Annotated in this window: 16 protein-coding genes and 1 pseudogene; 8 read left to right on the forward strand and 9 right to left on the reverse strand. The window is 71.8% G+C overall.

Annotated features, from left to right (window positions below; translation table 11 throughout):
• Window positions 1–11: 11 nt before the first annotated feature.
• Both ACGGCP_RS01750 and ACGGCP_RS01755 read right to left on the reverse strand, forming a co-directional pair.
• Entirely contained in the window at window positions 12–1,004 is a 993-nt protein-coding gene (locus tag ACGGCP_RS01750; protein WP_392959613.1) for a hypothetical protein, read from the reverse strand.
• Between the two features lie 189 nt (window positions 1,005–1,193).
• A complete protein-coding gene (locus ACGGCP_RS01755) occupies window positions 1,194–2,639 on the reverse strand; it encodes an aldehyde dehydrogenase family protein (protein ID WP_392959615.1) in 1,446 nt (481 codons plus the stop codon).
• 192 nt (window positions 2,640–2,831) lie between these two features.
• On the opposite strand from ACGGCP_RS01755, the gene ACGGCP_RS01760 reads away from it, so the two are divergent.
• Window positions 2,832–3,527: a hypothetical protein gene (locus tag ACGGCP_RS01760; RefSeq protein ID WP_392959618.1), complete on the forward strand. Its 696-nt coding sequence runs from the start codon at window positions 2,832–2,834 to the stop codon at window positions 3,525–3,527.
• A 282-nt stretch (window positions 3,528–3,809) separates the two neighbouring features.
• On the opposite strand, the pseudogene ACGGCP_RS01765 reads toward ACGGCP_RS01760, so the two are convergent.
• Together ACGGCP_RS01765 and ACGGCP_RS01770 are read right to left on the reverse strand one after the other, a co-directional pair.
• Window positions 3,810–4,022: pseudogene (locus ACGGCP_RS01765) on the reverse strand (DUF3073 domain-containing protein); the annotation flags it as partial.
• A gap of 298 nt (window positions 4,023–4,320) precedes the next feature.
• The gene (locus ACGGCP_RS01770) at window positions 4,321–5,391 is read right to left on the reverse strand and encodes a Glu/Leu/Phe/Val dehydrogenase dimerization domain-containing protein (protein WP_392959621.1); all 1,071 of its coding nucleotides are present in this window, start codon (window positions 5,389–5,391) and stop codon (window positions 4,321–4,323) included.
• Window positions 5,392–5,613: 222 nt separating this feature from the next.
• Here ACGGCP_RS01770 and ACGGCP_RS01775 point away from each other — a divergent pair, with 222 nt between their 5' ends.
• The 5 genes from ACGGCP_RS01775 to ACGGCP_RS01795 all read left to right on the forward strand — a co-directional run bounded on the left by ACGGCP_RS01775 (window position 5,614) and on the right by ACGGCP_RS01795 (window position 10,107).
• Window positions 5,614–6,855, forward strand: coding sequence for an RNA-guided endonuclease InsQ/TnpB family protein (locus ACGGCP_RS01775; RefSeq protein ID WP_392959623.1), 1,242 nt, complete (start codon window positions 5,614–5,616; stop codon window positions 6,853–6,855).
• Between the two features lie 207 nt (window positions 6,856–7,062).
• The gene (locus ACGGCP_RS01780) at window positions 7,063–7,899 is read left to right on the forward strand and encodes a hypothetical protein (RefSeq protein ID WP_392959626.1); all 837 of its coding nucleotides are present in this window, start codon (window positions 7,063–7,065) and stop codon (window positions 7,897–7,899) included.
• A gap of 205 nt (window positions 7,900–8,104) precedes the next feature.
• Window positions 8,105–8,326, forward strand: a complete 222-nt coding sequence (locus ACGGCP_RS01785; protein ID WP_205328228.1) for a BldC family transcriptional regulator — start codon at window positions 8,105–8,107, stop codon at window positions 8,324–8,326.
• A gap of 385 nt (window positions 8,327–8,711) precedes the next feature.
• Window positions 8,712–9,239: a hypothetical protein gene (locus ACGGCP_RS01790; RefSeq protein ID WP_392959629.1), complete on the forward strand. Its 528-nt coding sequence runs from the start codon at window positions 8,712–8,714 to the stop codon at window positions 9,237–9,239.
• Between the two features lies 1 nt (window position 9,240).
• On the forward strand, window positions 9,241–10,107 hold the full coding sequence (locus ACGGCP_RS01795) for a PrsW family glutamic-type intramembrane protease (RefSeq protein WP_392959632.1): 867 nt from the start codon (window positions 9,241–9,243) through the stop codon (window positions 10,105–10,107).
• 503 nt (window positions 10,108–10,610) lie between these two features.
• On the opposite strand, the gene ACGGCP_RS01800 is transcribed toward ACGGCP_RS01795, so the two are convergent.
• Window positions 10,611–11,513 (reverse strand): A/G-specific adenine glycosylase, encoded by a 903-nt coding sequence (locus tag ACGGCP_RS01800; protein WP_392959635.1) that lies wholly within the window; start codon window positions 11,511–11,513, stop codon window positions 10,611–10,613.
• Between the two features lie 92 nt (window positions 11,514–11,605).
• Here ACGGCP_RS01800 and ACGGCP_RS01805 point away from each other — a divergent pair, with 92 nt between their 5' ends.
• Entirely contained in the window at window positions 11,606–12,262 is a 657-nt protein-coding gene (locus tag ACGGCP_RS01805) for a hypothetical protein (RefSeq protein WP_392959637.1), read from the forward strand.
• On the opposite strand, the gene disA is transcribed toward ACGGCP_RS01805, so the two are convergent.
• On the reverse strand, window positions 12,259–13,326 hold the full coding sequence (disA, locus tag ACGGCP_RS01810; RefSeq protein WP_392959639.1) for a DNA integrity scanning diadenylate cyclase DisA: 1,068 nt from the start codon (window positions 13,324–13,326) through the stop codon (window positions 12,259–12,261). The two genes, ACGGCP_RS01805 and disA, sit on opposite strands and share 4 nt — an antisense overlap.
• Window positions 13,327–13,573: 247 nt before the next feature.
• On the reverse strand, window positions 13,574–14,167 hold the full coding sequence (locus tag ACGGCP_RS01815; RefSeq protein WP_392959642.1) for a hypothetical protein: 594 nt from the start codon (window positions 14,165–14,167) through the stop codon (window positions 13,574–13,576).
• Between the two features lie 90 nt (window positions 14,168–14,257).
• Between ACGGCP_RS01815 and ACGGCP_RS01820 the strand changes: the two genes are divergently transcribed.
• A complete protein-coding gene (locus ACGGCP_RS01820) occupies window positions 14,258–14,851 on the forward strand; it encodes a hypothetical protein (RefSeq protein ID WP_392959645.1) in 594 nt (197 codons plus the stop codon).
• 1 nt (window position 14,852) lies between these two features.
• Here ACGGCP_RS01820 and ACGGCP_RS01825 read toward each other — a convergent pair whose 3' ends face one another.
• Window positions 14,853–16,433 carry a glycoside hydrolase family 13 protein gene (locus ACGGCP_RS01825; RefSeq protein WP_392959647.1) on the reverse strand — a complete coding sequence of 527 codons (1,581 nt, stop codon included), beginning with the start codon at window positions 16,431–16,433 and terminating at the stop codon, window positions 14,853–14,855.
• A complete protein-coding gene (locus tag ACGGCP_RS01830; RefSeq protein ID WP_392959649.1) occupies window positions 16,430–17,764 on the reverse strand; it encodes a Gfo/Idh/MocA family protein in 1,335 nt (444 codons plus the stop codon). Before ACGGCP_RS01830 ends, ACGGCP_RS01825 begins: the two co-directional genes overlap by 4 nt.
• Window positions 17,765–17,768: the final 4 nt, after the last annotated feature.

The raw sequence follows: 17,768 nt of genomic DNA on the forward strand, positions 1-17,768 counted from the left end.
CGTTCGCGCTTCTAGACGTCGTCGCCGCAGAGGATGCCGTAGGTCCGGTTCTCGCCGTCGGTCATCTTCCAGTACCAGTCGGTGCCGCAGTTGGTGCCCTCGGCGTCGGCGTCCTCCTCGGACATGTCCTTGACCGGCTCGGGCAGCATGATCGTGTCGACGACCTTGTAGAGCGCCAGGTCGGAGCCGCAGTCGACGCTCCACCAGCGGTCGCTGTCGTCGAAGCAGTCGCCCACGTCGGGCATGACCGGCAGGTGCCCGGGCTCGGCCGGGTCGGGGTTGCCGACCGCTTCGAGGCAGTAGAGCGAGTCGAGGGTGCCCGAGGAGTACACGTAGTCCCAGTGGGTCCAGGCCTGGCCGAGCTGGTTGGCGCCCCAGCCCTCGCCGCACAGCTCGTAGACCGGCGCGGTGTCGACGATGTAGCCCTCGTCGTCGACGGCGATGTCGGTGACGTCGTAGGACTGGGCGGTGATCTCCCAGAACGCGGTCGGGTCGGAGCAGTCGACGAGCGGGAAGCCGCTGCCCTGGACGTCGTACTCGTACGCGAGGCACTGCCCGGCCTCGGAGCCGGACTCCTCGGCGGGCGTGGTCGCGTCCTCTTCGGGCGTGTTGTCGTTCTCGGACGCCGACTCGGAGGTGTCCTCGCCGCCCTCGGCGGACTTGTCGTCCTCGTTGCCCTTGATGTTCATCGTGACGAGCAGGACGGCGCCGAGCACGAGGACGGTGGCGCCGACGACGATGCCGCCGATGAGCCCGAGGTTCCGCTTGGGCGGCTCGGGCGGCAGGACCGGGCCGCCGTAGGGGTTCCCGGGGTCCTGGCCGTAAGGGGGCTGGCCTCCGCCGCCGCCGTAGGGCGGCTGCTGTCCGCCGCCCGCGCCGCCGTATGCGGGCTGCTGCGGCTGGCTGCCGTAAGGGTTCTGGCCGCCGCCGTAGGGCGACTGGTAACCGTAGCCGGGGGTCTGCGGCTGCTCCGGCGGGGGACCGTAATTCGGAGGGACAGTCATGTCGGCCACGCTATAGGGGCTTGTCAACATCCCGACGATCCGGGGTCGGCGGCGAGTAAGGAATGTCCCAGTTCAGGGCGGACGCCTGTCACCGAACGCCCTGCCGCGTCACCGGTGCGAGGTCCGGCACCGCCCGCCGCGTTCGCGCACCGGAGGGGCCGCCCCCGCCCGGCCGCCCGAATCGGCGGCTCAAAGAGTGTCCGGAAGGACGAGCACGCGTTCGACCGTGTAGTCCTCCATGGCCCACCGCACGCCCTCGCGCCCGACGCCCGACCCCTTGACGCCGCCGTACGGCATCTGGTCGGCCCGGAACGAGGGCACGTCGCCGATGACGACGCCTCCCATCTCCAGCGTTCGGTGGGCGAGCATCGCCTGCGGCAGGCTCTCGGTGAACACCCCGGCCTGGAGCCCGTACCGGGAGTCGTTGACCGCGTCGAGCCCGGCCTGGAAGCTGTCGACGCTCGCGAGCACGAGCACCGGCCCGAACACCTCCTCGCGCAGCACCTTCGCGTCGGGGCGCACGTTCGCGAGCACCGTCGGCTCGATCAGCGAGCCCTCGCGGGGCGCGCCGCCGCACAGGACCTTCGCGCCCTCGTCGACGGCCTCCTCGATCCACGCCTCGACCCGCGCGGCCGCGTTCGCGTCGATGAGGGGCCCCACCTTGCACGACGGGTCGTTCGGGTCGCCCGACGGCAGCGCCTTGACCTGCTCGGTGATGCGGGCGGCCATGTCGGCGTAGGCGGGCGCCTCGATGAAGACGCGCTGCACGGCGATGCACGACTGCCCGGCCTGGTAGTTCCCGAACATCGCGATCCGCTCGGCCGCCCAGTCCCGTTTCGGGTAGTCGGCGGCGACGAGGACTGCGGCGTTCCCGCCCAGTTCGAGCGTCACGTGCTTGTCGGGGACGCGCCGCAGGATCTGCTTGCCCACCGGCCCTGAACCGGTGAACGAGACGACGGGCAGCCGCGGGTCGTCCACGAGCTGGTCGGCCCGGTGGTTGGGGACCGGCAGGACCGAGAGCATCGCGGGCGGCAGGTCGGTCTCGGAGAACAGCGCCCCCAGGTGCAGCGCGGACAGCGGCGTCGCCGGGGCGGGCTTGACGACGATCGGGCACCCGGCGGCGATCGCGGGGCCGACCTTGTGCGCCACCAGGTTCAGCGGGAAGTTGAACGGCGCGATGCCCAGCACCGGCCCGCGCGGGAACCGCCGCACGAGCGCCATGCGGCCCTCGGCGGCCGGGTCCGTGTCGAGGCGCTGCACCTCGCCCGCGAACCTCCGCGCCTCCTCGGCGGCCCACCGGAACGTCGAGACGGCCCGCTTCACCTCGACGCGCGCCCACGCGATCGGCTTGCCCGACTCGGCGGTGATGAGCTCGGCGCAGGTCTCCGCCTCCTCGTCGAGGCGGCGGCGCACGTGCTCCAAGGCCTCGGCCCTCGCGTGCGCGGGCAGGGCCGCGCATTCGCGCGCGGCGCCCGCGGCGGCGGCGACGGCGGCCTCCACCTGCCCGGCGGTCGCCCAAGAAGTGGCGCCCACAGGGGACTCGTCGTAGGGGTGGGTGACGAAGAACTCCTCCTCGCCGTGCTGCGGACGGCCTGCCACCCAAATAGGCGAAACGGGACGGAGACGTTGCGACATGCCTCCAGCCTACGGGTTCGAGCGTGTGCGGCGCTGCGGTTGGGCGCCGCGAATCCGTGCCGGGCCCCTCACGGGGCGAGACCGGAAGGGCCCGAAGCGGGTCGGGCCGCCACAGGGGACGGCGTCCCGGCGCAGGCGGGAGCCCCCGCAACCCGTGTGCGTCCATTTGCCCGTCCAAGGCATGATGAGGGCATGAGTGAACAGCAATCAGGTGCGGGCTATCCGCAGAGCCAGCCCCAGCAACAGGCCTACCCCCAGGCCCCCTATGCCTCGCCGCAGGCGCAGTACCAGGCCCAGCAGCAGTACGCGTCCTATGCTCCCCCGGCCCCGTCGCTGTTCGACAAGCTCGGCGTCCCCTCCATGCCCGCGATCCTCGGCCTCTGCGGCCTCGCCGCGCTGGTCCTGGCCGGACTCATCGCCGGGACGAGCTCGGGCGGCTCGAGCGAGTTCGGCGAGGGCACGGTCCTGTCCGCGTTCGTGAGCGGCGAGATCAGCGGCGGCGTCCAGTCGAACCTGGTGGCCGTCATCGTCATGCTCGCGCTGACCCTGTTCACCGGTGAGAAGCTGCGGAACCTGTGGAAGTCGCTGGCCGTGGTCGGCGCCGCGATCTTCCTGGCGAGGCTCCTGTTCACGGTCCTGGCGCTGGGCGACGGCGACTCCGCCGCCGACCCGTCGGCGTGGATCGGCGCGTTCCTGCTCGTCGCCGCGTACGGCCTGTTCGCGGCCGGAGCGGTCATGGTCCCCGGCTCGGCCGCCGCCGCGCAGCCCGCCGCCCCCGCCGCGCCGCAGGGCTACCCGACCGGGCAGCAGCCCGCCGTGCAGCAGCCGCAGGCCCCGCAGGCTCCTGCGACCCAGCAGAACCCGTGGCCGCAGGCGCCCCAGCAGTAACGGCCCGAACGCAGCCGAAGAGGCGGCGCGACCAGATGGTCGCGCCGCCTCTTCGTTGGCTTTGCATCCCGTGTGCATCCGAATTGCGCGGAGCCGGTGCCGAAGTCTTTGCTCCAGCTCCTGAGGCCGGGGCTCGTGGGGGAGCCGGACCTTCGGAAGTAGCGCAGGGCCCGCTGGGGACGCCTGCGCTCACTGGATATGGAGATTGCGGTATCGGTCGGGAGGGCCCGCCTGGTCGGCTCGCGGGAGCCGTCCGGCTAACTGCTTCTTAGGCGGGAGCCAGTCATCTTCGCGGAGCTCTTCGTCGTCTCCGTCGTACCGATCGGCATAAGCGGCGTAAGGGTCCGGTTCCTCTTCAGGAGTCTCGATGTCCACCTCGTCCTGACGACCGCCGCCGAGTTCGCGCTCCAGCGCTCGGATGTCGGTGTTCGGAGTGTGGTACTTGAGCTTCCGGGCCACTTTGGTCTGCTTTGCCTTAGCTCGGCCTCGCCCCATGTTGGCTCGACCCCCTCGCACAGAAATCATCGGGGCAGCCGATTAGGTGCCCCGGAATGCTTGCAATCTCTTCGTGGCTCCTACGGTACAGCCTCAGAGCGCAGGACTGCATCCCGGCCCATGAGTTGGATGCCACAGATTACCGGCGATGGGCACCAGACCGGGACGAACAACCGCCCGAATCGTGAGATTCGTTCTCGCTCAGCGCACGGGCGCGGCGACGCGCGGTGACCGCCGCGGCCCCTCCGCGCGCACGTTCGCGCACGGGGGGACACGGCGGACGCCGCGCGGTGCTCGATCAGCGGAAGAGGCGCACCCGCTGGAGGCGTCCGACGGCGGCCATCCGCTCCTCGGCGATGGCGTCGGCGGCGGCCACGGGAGTAGTGCCCTCGCCCTTGGCGCGCTCCAGGATGCGCGAGGTGGTCGCGAAGATCCCGGCGGTGCGCCGTTCGGCCCGCTTGAAGTCGAACGCGCCGTCGTACTCGTCGGCGACCTGGATGACGCCGCCGGAGTTCACCACGTAGTCGGGGCAGTAGAGGATCCCGGCCCGGTCGAGCTCGGCCGCGACGCCCGGCTCGGCGAGCTGGTTGTTCGCTGCGCCGCAGACGATCTCGGCGTCGAGGGTCTTCAGCGAGCGCTCGTTGAGGACGCCGCCGAGGGCGCACGGGGCGTACACGTGGATGCCGGAGGCGATGAGCTCGTCGGCGTCGGCGACGATCCGCACCTGCGGGAAGTTGTCCCTCGCCCAGTCGATCGCGGCCTGGTTCACGTCGCACGCGACGACTTCCGCGCCCGCTTCGAGCAGGTGCGGGATGAGGTGGCGGCCCACCTTGCCGAGCCCGGCGACGCCCACGGTCCGCCCGGCCAGGTCCACCGCGCCCCAGCGGTGCTGCGCCGCGGCGCGCATCCCCTGGAACACGCCGAACGCGGTGAGGATCGAGGAGTCACCGGCGCCGCCAGCCTCGGGGCTGCGCCCGCTCACGTGGCGGGTCTCGCGGGCGACGTGGTCCATGTCCTCGACGTACGTGCCGACGTCGCAGGCGGTCACGTACCGCCCGCCCAGCGACTCCACGAAGCGGCCGTACGCGCGCAGCAGCGCCTCGCTCTTGTCCACGGCCGGGTCGCCCCAGATGACGGCCTTGCCGCCGCCGTGGTCGAGCCCCGCGATCGCGTTCTTGTAGGCCATGCCCTCGGAGAGGTGCAGGACGTCGTTGAGCGCGTCCTCCTCGGTCGCGTACGGGTAGAAGCGGGTGCCGCCGAGGGCCGGGCCGAGGGCGGTGGAGTAGATCGCGATGATCGCGCGCAGCCCCGAATCGGGGTCGTGGCAGAACACGACCTGCTCGTGGCCGCTGCCGTCGAAGATGCTCATGGCTTGCTCTCCAGTTCGTTTCGCGGGGGTGCCCTGCGCCGCCGTCGCTGCGGGCTCCCCCCAGGGGGCGGCCGGGTCTCGGCCGACACTCTCGTTGTAGCGCGGGTATGCCTACGCCCCCAGCATATGACCTGATTTTCCGGCTCCGAGTCCTGTCCTTCACCGCGGGGCGGCGGGTGTCGTCCTGGGCGGTATGTCGGACCCTCGGGCTAGCGTGTCGGCATGAGCGAGACGCGGCGGGCGGAGTTCCGGGTGTACCCGACCGGGCCGCAGCGCGTCATGCTCGCGAAGACGTTCGGGTGCGCGCGCCTTGTCTGGAACGACGCGCTCAACGTCTTCCTGGCCGCCTACCGCTCAGGGCAGGCGGCGCCTCACTTCGGTGACGTGGTCAAGCAGGTGACGACGCTGGCAAAGCGCACGCCGGAGCGGGCGTTCCTGTCCGAGGTGTCGAACGTGGCCCTGCAGCAGTCGCTCAACGATCTGCGGCAGGCGCGCGGCAACTACTTCGCCTCCCTATCCGGCAGGCGCCGGGGCCCGAAGGTCGGGGCACCGCGGTTCAAGTCCAAGCACGGGCGGCAGGCCGCGCGGTTCGCGCGGCACGGGTTCGTGCTGCGCGACAACGGTCGCCTGTACCTGGCGAAGATCGGCGACCTGCGCGTGCGCTGGTCACTGAAGGATCCTGCGGGCATGCCGATCCGGCTCCGGGCAGACCCGAGCTCGGTGACGGTCGTCCGCAAGCCCTCGGGGAAGTTCTTCGTATCTTTCTGCTTCACGGTCGAAGATGGCGACACGCTGCCGCCGGTGTCTCGGGAGACGGCCATCGACTTGGGGTTGAAGGACTTCGCCGTACTGCGCGATGGGAGAGCGGTAGCGCACCCGAAGTCTTACGCGAAGGGCCAGGCGAAGCTGGTCCGGTTGCAGCGCGGACTCTCCCGCGCAAGGCGGGGCTCGAAACGCTGGGAGGCGCAGCGGGTCAAGGTCGCACGCCGGCATGAGCGGATCGCCGATCAGCGCAAGGATTTCCTGGAGCAGTTGAGCACTCGCATCGTCCGCGACAACCAAGCGGTCGTAGTCGAGGACCTCGCTGTGCTGGGACTTGCCCGCGGTCGGGCCGCGAAGTCGGTGCAGGACGCGTCGTGGGGCGCGTTCCTGCGGATGCTGGAGTCGAAGTGCGGCCGGTACGGTCGCGATTTCGTGCGGATCGGCCGGTGGTTCCCCTCAACGCAGCTGTGTTCGAGCTGCGGGGCGGTCACCGGTCCGAAAGGGCGGCGGGACCTCGGGCTCAGAACCTGGTCGTGCCCCTGCGGAGTCGCACACGACCGGGACCGGAACGCGGAGGTCAACATCCGCCGGGAGGGTCGCCGGCTCATGAACGAACGGCGGGAAACCGCCTGCAAGAAGCTCGCCGAGGGACGAAGTAGCGCCGATCGTGGCGTGAAACCGGAGAGTCGAAACGCTCGTTGAGGGACGGGACCGGAGGTGACCTCCGGGAGACCGGGCCTGGCGTCTGCCAGGTGCGGCGATGCCCGCAAGACCCGGCAATCCAAGCCGGGAAGGAGGCGAGAACCCACCCGTGGACCCGCTGCTGCACCGTGAGGCGCCGCAGACGGGGGAGTCGGGAACCCGCACCGGTCTCGGTGCGGAGGACGTCAATATGGAAGTATCTGCCTCGTGTACGCACCGAACGCGTCCTATCTGCGCGTCTACGAGCCGGCGGGGGCGTTCGCCGACGCCGGCTACTGGCGTGCGTACGCCGCGGCCGGGCGCGCGGTCGACCCGCTCGAAGGGCCGCGGCTGCGCCGCGAGGCGCTGTACGAGCGGATCGGGTGGCCCTGGCGCGGCGTGCCGTCCTTCCCCCGCGACGCGTACGTCATCGACCGCGGCCGCGAGGCCGACCCGCTCGTGTGCCCCTGGAACCTCCGCTACCGCGTCGCCGCCTCCGCGCTCGAAGTACGCCGCCTGACCCCCGAGGCCGTCGCCGAGGCGCTGTTCCCGCCCGAGTTCCTGTCCTCCGCGGCCGAGGTCGTCGCCCTCGACGACGGCGTCGACCGCCACGACGCCCCCGCCGACGCCCACGAGCACGTCGCGTCCTGGTCGGTGCCGCTGCGCTGGTTCGCGGCCGTCCGGCCCGAGGACCGCGAGCTCGTGATCCAGCGCGGCGTCGCCCAGCTGCGCTACCGCACCCCGATCACCAAGGCCCGCACGGGACTCGTCGTCGCCCGCAACCTGGTGCGCTCCGAGTTCGGCGAGGGCGCCGAACTGGCCGAGGCCCTCGCCGAGACCGGCGACTGGCTCGACGGCTTCCACCGCGACTCGGTCGTCGAGCTCGACTACGGCGGGCTCGCCACGCGCATGGACGCCGATGAGCTGCGGGCCGAGGACTCGGTCGACCTCACCTGGCAGGCCCTCGACCACCTCGGCGCGTCCGAGCCCGAGGAGGCGCAGGAGTGCTATGCGCGCCTTGTCGACCGGTGGCGTGATCGTCGTCTCGCGGAACGACTGAACTGACCTCGGACGCCGCAGCACGACGAGCCCGCTGCCAGCACGTTCGCATGTGGAGTGATCACTCGGATGAGCGACGCGAGCGGAAAGTCCAAGCAAAATCGGCCGTTCGGCCTATGTCGGACATCTACGACAGGCCGGACGATTGCAGAAGGAACGAATCAAGGCTCGGCGCCGGTGATTCGCAGCCCGTCTGTGGAGGAGAAGAACGATGACGACAGAGCTGAACCTTCCGGTGGAATCCGAGGCCCTGCTCACCCCGTCCGAGGTCGCCGCGATGTTCCGCGTCGACCCCAAGACCGTCACCCGCTGGGCCAAGGCCGGCAAGATCTCTGCGATCCGCACCCTCGGCGGCCACCGCCGCTACCGCGAGTCCGAGATCCGCGCCTTGATCAACGGTGACATCCCCGCTCAGCGCGTCGCCGCCGAGTAGGAAAGCAGCGGAGGCGCCACCGACCGGGCGCCGCCACCTGGAACAGCAAGGCCGTGCCCGCACGGCGCAAGGAACCCAGGCCGGACCACCCTTCCGGCCGCCAGCACCGCCCCATCGAAGCCGCGGACGTCGGCGCCGCGGATTCCGACGATCGAGGACGCGGGCCCTCCCTCAGGGCCCGCCTCCTCGCAGCGATCGCGAACCCTCCTCACCCTCCAGGGCATGTCGTACCCGTATGAGACGGTGTCCTTTTCACTGGTAGTGGTGAAGGTGGGAACGGGCGGGTACCCGGGGCCTCCCGTACGCCCTGCGCGAACCGCCTGGTAACCGTCCATACGCGGGCATTCCCGATGCGCCGCCGCGACACTCGTGCCACGCTTGAACGGTGACTCGCACGAAGAGCCTCGCCATCGCCACCGCCGTCGCCGCGGTGGTCCTCACGTTCTCGCTCGCCGTGCCCCTCCTGAACAAGGCCGTGTCCCCCCATGTCGACGTGGGCGGCGAGACCTTCACCCTCTCCGGCGTCACCCTCACCGCGCCCGACGAGACCCGCATGCGCCCCGGCTACTACCAGCCCGGCTCCGGCCGCGTCGAATTCCTCGTCGGCGAGGCCGAAGTGGACATCGCCGTCGCCTCGCCCTACGACTTCGACGCCGAGTACCTGGCCGACGAGATGTCGCGCCTCCTCGAAGTCCAGCCCGGCGTGCAGCTCACCGAACCCCGCGACTGCGCCGCCGACGGCGTCGAGGGCGCCGGGCGCAGCTTCGTCACCGAGACCGGCGCGGGCTTCGCGTGCGCTTTCGTCCACGACACGATCCGCGCCGAGGTCACCGCCACCGGCACGTCGCTAGACTCGGCCACTGTGGACAGAATCGACGCACTCATCGGCCAGCTGTCCTTCGGGACCGCCTGACATGCGGATCGACCCGGCCTCCCCGGTCCAGTGGACGGCCGTGCTGCTCATCGGCGCCTCCGGCATCCTGCTCCTGTACAACACCCTCCCGGTCGCCCTCGCCTACCCGCGCGCCGGGACGACCGCCCTGGTCCTGTTCTCGCTCTTCGCGGTCCCGTTCTGGTGGCTGCGCGGCCGCGTCGCCGACCGGCTCGCCCTCCCGGCCGCCGCGCTCGCGATCGGCCTGGTCTGGGGCGCCACCGTCGCGGTCATGACGTCCCTGTTCGGCTCGCGCGCCCTCCACGGCCTGCTGGCGACCGCGAACGGCCCCGCGTGGGCCGAACGGTGGTCGCCGGTGCTCGCCGCGCCGCTGGTGGAGGAGGTCGTGAAGGCCGCGGGCGTGGTCCTGGTGGTCGCGATCGCGTGGGGGCGCCTCCACGGCGTGCTCGACGGGATCGTGCTGGGCGCGTTCTGCGGCGTGGGGTTCCAGATCGTGGAGGGGTACGCGTTCGCGATGTCGAGCACCGTGGTGAACCGGGCCGGGGACGTGGTCGAGCCGGTGATCGCGGTGTTCATCGTGCGCGGCGTGCTCGCGGGGCTGTGGAGCCACGCCGTGTTCACGGCGATCGCGGGGGCCGGGATCGCCTACGCGGCGACACGGCGGACGATGCGGTCGGTGTGGGTCGCGGCGGGGGCGCTGGCAGGGGTGATCGCGCTGCACGCGCTGTGGAACTCGCCGCTGCTGCGCGACGGCCTCGGACTGGGCGTGCTCGGCGTGCTCGCCGGGATCATGCTCAAGGGCCTGCCCGCGGTGCTCATCGTGTGGTGGCTGGTGCGCTGGGCGAAGCGGGCGGAGGCGCCGGTGGTGCGGGAACCGGAAGCGGCTTAGGTGCGTTTTCGCAGGTCAGAGTGGTCATACGGGAGGCCCCGGGTACCCGCCCGTTCCCACCTTCACCACTACCAGTGAAAAGACACACCGTCTCACACGGGTACGACATCGGGTCGAACGTGAAGGAGAATTGTCTTAAGGCACGTAGCAATGCCGCCCCGGTCTGAGCGCGCGGTACCGAGACGGCATTGCCGTTGCCCGGTCGCGTCCGTCGCTCAAGGCGTCCGCTCCCGCATGGCCCGCTTTTCGTGCGTCCGGTCCGCGGTCGACGCGACGGTTCATGGCGCGAGCCGCGTCGTCGTGTTCCTGGCCGGCCGCTCGGGGGCGGCCCTGCGGTAGGCGATTCGGCCCTGGCACCGGCGGTGAGTGGACCCGTTGGTCCTTCCGGCGCCTCACTTGGTGACGAGTGAGGTTCGACCCAGGGCCGCCGATCTGAGAATCGGCGCCGACCGAGCATCGTGAAGTTCTCTCGATTTCGACGCTACCCCAGACCGCTCGGTTTGTCACCGACTCGGGAGTTCGAATCGTCCCGATTCGTCGGTGCCGATGAGGCCTTCGGCGATGAGCTGCGCGACGGCCTCGTCGAGCATCCTCCGGTCCGGCCAGACGGCGTCGACCCGTTCCCGCTCGACAGGTTCCTCGGCGTCCCGCAGCAGCGCCATCACCTCGCCGCGCACGTGCCGGTTGGTCCCCTTGTACTTCTGGCGCTTGCGGCTCGGCCCGGCCGGGACCTCCTGGCCGGAGAACCCGCACACGTCGCTCACCGGGCAAGCGCCGCACGCGGCCTCGCGCGCCTTGCACACCAGCGCCCCGAGTTCCATGAGCGCGATCGAGACCCGCGCGGCCGTCGGCGCGTCCTCGGGCAGCAGCGACTCGGCGGCGGCCAGGTCGGCCTTCGTGGTCGCCGTCCCGGCGTCGCTCTGCCCGCCGAGGCGGGCGACGACGCGGCGCACGTTCGTGTCGACCACGGCGTGCCTGCGCCCGTAGTGGAACACCGCGACCGCCGCCGCGGTGTAGACGCCGATGCCCGGCAGCCGCTCCAGCTCGGCCGGGTCGGCGGGGACGGTGCCGCCGTGCTCGGTCGCGACGATCCGCGCGCACTCCTGGAGGCGCAGGGCCCGGCGCGGGTAGCCCATGCGGCCCCATTCGCGCAGGACGTCGGCGGTCGGCGCGGCCGCGAGGTCGGCCGGGGTCGGCCAGCGCGCCATCCAGGCCTCCCACACGGGGGCGGCGCGGGCGACCTGGGTCTGCTGGCTCATGACCTCGGAGACGAGGACGCCCCACGCGGTGGTGCCGGGCCTGCGCCAGGGCAGTTCGGTGCGGCCCTGCGCGTCGAACCAGGGGAGCAGCCGGTCGCTGACCTCGGCGGGGTCGGGCAGTGCCTGTGCGGTGTCGGCGGCGAGCATGTCCTCCATTGTCGCGGCGGGGTCCGACAACCGGCGGCGAGGGTCGCGTGTATTTCCGCTGCTGCGCGACTCCGCTGCGTTAGCGTCCCGGCGTGCAGGGTTTCAAGGGCAGGTTCGTGAAGGGCTCGGAGCCGGAGTCGGTCTACTGGAGGCGGCGGGCGATCGTGGCCGGGGCGGTGCTCGCGGTGGTGCTCCTGGTGGTGCTGGGCGTGGGCGCGCTGGGCGGCGGCGGGGAGGAGCCCGCGGCGGAGGCCGACGCGTCGCCGGGCGAGTGGCAGGCGCCGTCGCCGACGACGACGTTGAACCGGCCGTACGTGAAGGAGACGACGCCCGCTGCTGAGCCGAGCGAGTCGCCGACGGTGGAGCCGGTGTCGGCGTGCGCGCCGGAGGATCTGATGCTGCAGGTGGTGGCGGCGTTCGGGGAGGCGCGGTCGGGATCGGAGGTGCCGGTGAGCGTCCTGGTGGCGAGCGGCGCGGACACGGCGTGCACGGCGGATCTGCGGGAGGTGGCGGTGGAGCTGACGGCCGGTGCGGACGTCGTCTATTCGACCGCGCACTGCGAGACGCCGCAGGGCGAGCAGGTCGAGTTGGCCGACGGCGCGGGGCAGACCGTGGAGTTCACGGTGGACGGGCTGGCGTCGGAGGAGGAGTGCGCGGGTTCGCGCCGGGAGCTTCCGGCGGGCGAGTACGAGCTGCGGGCGCGGCTGGGCGACGCGGTGTCGTCGCCGACGAGCCTGCGGCTGACTTAGAGGTAGCGGTCGAGGATCGAGACTTCGGCGAGGCGCGTGAGCGATTCGCGGATGCTCTGGGCGCGGCCGGGGCCGATGCCGTCGACGTCCTGGAGTTCCTCGACGGTGACGCCGAGGAGTTCGGGGAGCGCCCCGAAGTGGCCGACGACCCGTTCGATGACGGTCTCGGGCAGGCGCGGGACCTTGGCGAGCATGCGGTAGCCGCGGGGGCTGACGCGCCGGTCGAGGACGTCGGGCGAGTTGGGGTAGCCGAGGGAGCGGGCGACGGCGATGAGGTCGAGGAGTTCGGGGGAGCTCATGGCGTCGACGGTGCGCAGGGCCTTGCGGTAGTCGGCGCCGTCGGGGAGGTAGTCGCGGACGATGAGTTCGCGGTCGGTGTCGACGCCGGCCATGAGCTCGTCGAGCTGGAGGGCGAGGAGGCGGCCGTCGGTGCCGAGTTCGATGACGTGGCCTTCGACTTCGTCGGCGATGTGGCGGGCCATTTCGAGGCGCTGGAGGACGGTGACGGCGTCGCGGACGGTGACGAGGTCTTCGATCTCGAGGCTGGAGAGGCTTCCGGCGACTTCGTCGAGGCGCAGTTTGTAGCGTTCGAGGGTGGCGAGGGCCTGGTTGGCGCGGGAGAGGATCTGCGTGGAGGGCTCGAGCAGGTGGTGGATGGAGCCCATGTAGAGGCCGATGGTGTGCATCGACTGGCTGACGGAGATGACGGGGAAGCCGGTCTGGATGGCGACGCGTTCGGCGGTGCGGTGGCGGGTGCCCGATTCGTTGGAGTGGATCGAGGGGTCGGGCATGAGGTGGACGCCGGCGCGGACGATGCGGGAGCCGTCGGTGGTGATGACGATCGCGCCGTCCATTTTGCACAGTTCGCGGAGGCGGGTGGCCGAGAACTCGATGTCGAGCTCGAAGCCGCCGGTGCAGATCTCCTCGACGAGGCTGTCGCAGCCGACGACGATGAGCGCGCCGGTGCGGCCGCGCAGGATGCGTTCGAGGCCGTCGCGCAGCGCGGTGCCGGGCGCCATGGTGGCCAGGGTCGCGCGCAGGCCTTCGTCCGGGATCGACGCCACGGGTACCCCCAATGCTGGACGGTCCGCCGGCGCGGCAGGCCGGTCGGTTGCGGTGACCGCTCGTCCAGGGGCGCGGGACGGTCAGGTCGCTTCCAGTGTACGGACCACCAGCACGGGTCAGGGAGCGGCATTTGGGGCAAGGCGCGCATCCTGTGCGCCGCTTGGCAAGGCGCGGCGCGACCCGCAGGGCCGCGACGTGCGATCAGAGAGAATTTCGCTCAGGGCGAACAGGCCGACGCGTCGCGGCTCAGAGCCGGTCGACGACCTGCACGTGCCCGGGAGCGAAGGACGCGAGCCGCGCCAGCAGCTGCTGCGGTTCGAGCGCGAAGTCCTTGCAGCGCACGGCCAGGTCGAATCCGGCGACGAGCCCTTCGGTGGCCCGGTTGGCCTCGCGCAGCACCGACCGCCCGAGGAACCCGGGCCGGTCCGAGCCGCCGCGCCCCAGGTAGTTGTCGGCCGCGAACAGCAGATAGGCGGCGCCGCGCCGCTTCGACCCGACGTGGATCGCGGCCAGCTCCTCGATGTTGCTCCACGGGATGAGCAGGCTCTTGCCGAATCCGGCCCGCACCCGCAGCCCGAAGTGGTTCACCATGAGCTTCGGCGGCCGCACGAGCGGCACGAGGAAGCTCGTCGCCCCCAGCACCGCGATAACGGTGAAGAACCCCGGCAGCGCGGCCACCGGGTTCGGCTCACCCGAGTCGAGCGTGTCCGGCTCGGTGCGCACGAGCAGGTACAGGCCGACGACGAACGCCGCGCACGCGAGCGAGTAGAGCACCAGCGAGGAGATCCGGCGGGTCGGCGAACTGCGCTCGATGGCCACCCATTCCGAGCTCCTGCGCACGGCTCACCTCCTCGGCCGCAACTGTAGCGAGACACGGCGAACCACGCCACGCACGAGCGCACTGGCGTGCCGCCCGTAGGCTGGACCGCCATGTACCCCGCACCGACCCGCTCCCCCGAACCGGACGCGACGCACGTCCCGATCGGCCGCCGCGCCGCGCGCCTGTGGACGCTGCTCGGCGTCGCTCTCGCCGCGCTCGCGGTACTCGGAACGTTCCTCAGGATCGCGACGGGCAGCTACACGGTCCGGGCCCAGTACCCGCTCGGGTCGGTCCTGCTGAGCGGCTTCGTCCTGCTGCTGTGCGGCACACTCGCCTTCCTCTGCCTGCGGCACGCCCGGAAGATCCGCGGGACCGTGATCAGCACCGACTCCGCGGGCCTGTGGCTGACCGACGACGGCACCGCCGCCGTCGTCCCCTGGAACGACGTCGCCGGGATCGGCCTCCACGAGTACGTCGTGGCCCACTCCTCGCCCCTCCCCGACTCCTTCTTCATCTCCTGGTCCCTCGACCTGCGCCTGCATGAGCCGATCGACCGCGGCGACCCGCTCGTCGAACGGCTGCTCCTCCCCGCCGACCCGCCCCGGTACATGATCCGGCTCCCGCGCGGCACCCACGTCGAGGCGATGGCCGCGGTCAAGGCCCGCGTCCCCGAACTCTGGCTCGAAGCGCCAGAACCTGAGTGACTCAGCTGGCGGTGCGCAGCCACACCGCCGCGTCCGCCGGGAGCCGCCCGCCTGCGAGCGGCGCGCTCGCGACGAGCGGTTCCCCTTCGGGCACTGCGATGTCCTCGTCCGTCAGGTTCACCACGCACGCGAAACCGGGGTCCCGCTCGAACGCGAGGACGCCCGGCCCGGCGTCGAGCCAGCGCATCCCGCCGTCCCCCAGCGCCGCCTCGTCCCGGCGCACGCGCAGCGCGAGCCGGTACAGCGACAGCACCGAGTCCGGGTCGCCGAGCTGCCGCGCCGCCGTCAGCTCCCGCCACTCGGGCGGCTGCGGCAGCCACGAGCCTCCCGTCCCGAACGCGAACGGCGGCTCTTCACCGTCCCACGGCAGCGGCACGCGGCATCCGTCGCGGCCCAGGTCGAGGCCGCCCGTCCGGCGGAACACCGGGTCTTCCCGCAGCTCGTCCGGAAGATCGAACACCTCGGGCAGGCCCAGCTCGTCGCCCTGGTACACGTAGACGCCGCCGGGCAGCGCCATGCTCAGCAGTGCCGCCGCCCGCGCCCGCCGCACGCCCAGCGCGAGGTCGGCCGGGACGCCGTGCTCGCGCTTCATGAACGCGCTGTCCTTGCGGCCGTAGCGGGTCACGTGCCGCGTCACGTCGTGGTTCGACAAGACCCACGTCGCAGGAGCGCCCACCGTCGCGTGCGTCGCGAGGGTCCGGTCGATCACCGCCCGCAGCGCCCCGGCGTCCCACGCGCACTTGAGGAACGCGAAGTTGAACGCCGTGTGGAGCTCATCGGGTCGCAGGTACTTGGCGAAACGCTCGGGGTCGCGCACCCAGATCTCGCCCACGAACACCCGGTCGGGCCCGTACTCGCCGAGCACGCGCCGCCAGTCGCGGTAGATCCCGTGCACCTCAGGCCGGTCCTTGTCGGGCTCGTCGTCGGCGTCCTCGAACGTCGGCACGCCCTCGAACAGGCCGCGCTTGTCGGGCAGCCCGACCTGTTTGACCAGGCGCGCGGCCACGTCGATGCGGAAGCCGTCCACGCCGCGGTCGAGCCAGAACCGCAAGATCGACTCGAACTCGGCCCGCACGTCCGGGTGGTCCCAGTTCAGGTCCGGCTGCGACGAGTCGAACAGGTGCAGGTACCACTGCCCGTCGTCCACTTGCGACCAAGCGGGGCCGCCGAAGCGCGACTGCCAGTTGTTCGTCCCGTCCCGGAAGTGGAACCGTTCGCGTGCAGGCGAACCCCGCCCGGCCCGCAGCGCCTCCTGGAACCACGGGTGCTGATCCGACGTGTGGTTCGGCACGAGGTCGACGATCACCCGCAGCCCGTGCCGGTGCGCCGCCGCGATCAGCCGCTCGGCCTCGCCGAGCGTCCCGAACGACGGGTCGACGGCCCGGTAGTCGGCCACGTCGTACCCGCCGTCGGCCATCGGCGAGGCGTACCACGGGTTGATCCACAGTGCATCGACGCCGAGGTCCCGCAGGTACCCCAGACGCGACTCCAGGCCCGCGATGTCGCCGACCCCGTCGCCGTTCCCGTCCGCGAAACTGCGCAGGTACACCTGGTAGATCGCCGCGTCCCGCCACCAAGTCACATTGCCTCCCAGAGGATCGTGCGCCGTTCGAGCCGCGCCCGCTCGGCCGCGAAAGCCATCCGGTGGCTGTCCAGCGCGGCCTCCAGGTCCGACGCCGCCGACTCGCCGCCCTCCAGCGCGGTGACGAACGCGTCGATGAGCGCCGCGTCCCCGCCCGAATGCCCCCGGTCGTCCGGCTCCCCATCGGCGTCGACCGGGCCCGCGTAGTACTCGAACACCCTGTGCCCCATCGGCTCCCGCGTGAAACCAGTACCGGCCCGCGCCCCCGGGACCACCGGCAGCACCGCCGTCGGCGAGAACAGGTCGACCTCCAGCGCACCCGTCCGCAGGTTCCCCGCGATCTCCCCCGCCGTCCCCGTCAACCGCACCGTCCGCGTGTTCTGCCCGGTGAACGCCGAGGTCGACAAGGTCGCGGTGAGCCCGCCCGGGAACGCGACGACCGTCTGCTGGTGGTCCACCACGTCGTTGTCGCAGCGGAACACGCACCGCCCGTACGGCCCGCGCCGCAGCGCCTCCAGACGCCCCTCCGGACTCGGGTCGTCGCCGAGCAGCGCGACCGGCCAGCCGTCCCGGTCCGCAAGGGCCGCAACGTAGTAGCGCGGGGCGTAGAACGGGCACGAGTCGGCGGCCGGGCACCCGTCCAGGCAGTGGTCGGGCGCGCCTTCGGGCGCGTTCTCGGGCCGGAAGTAGCTCAGGCTCCCGGCGCTGGCGACGGTGGCGGGGGACTCGCCCGCGAACCAGCGGATGACGTCGAGGTCGTGGCAGGTCTTGGCGAGCACCATCGGGCTGGAGACGGCGAGGCTGCGCCAGTTGCCGCGCACGTACGAGTGCGCGTAGTGCCAGAACCCGATGTTCTCCTCGATGCGCATGGTGACGAGCCGCCCGACCGCGCCGGAGTCGACGATGCGGCGGATCGCGAGCCAGAACGGCTGGTAGCGCATGACGTGGCTGACCCATATGCGGGCCTTGCGGTCCCGTGCGGCTTCGGCGAGCGCTTCGAGGTCCTCGGGCGTGGTCGCGGCGGGCTTCTCGAGGAGGATCGGCAGGCCGGTCTCGACGGCGGCGAGCGCGGCTTCGATGTGCAGCCGGTCGGGGAGGGCGATCACGAGCGCGTCCAGGCCGGTCGCGGCGGCGTCGGCGACGAGGTCGCGCCAGTCGGGGTAGCGGTGCGCGGCGGGCACGCCCCCGGCGTCGGCGAGCCTGTCGCGCCGGTGCGGCACCGGATCGGCCACGGCCGCAATGGAAGCGCGGCCGGGCCGTTCCAGCGCCCACCGGCCGTACGTGTCGGAGCCGCGCGCCCCCGCCCCGAGGATCCCCAGTCGTATCGCCATGCGC

The sequence above is a fragment of the Glycomyces sp. NPDC048151 genome (assembly GCF_043202775.1).
Taxonomy (GTDB): Bacteria; Actinomycetota; Actinomycetes; order Mycobacteriales; family Micromonosporaceae; genus Glycomyces.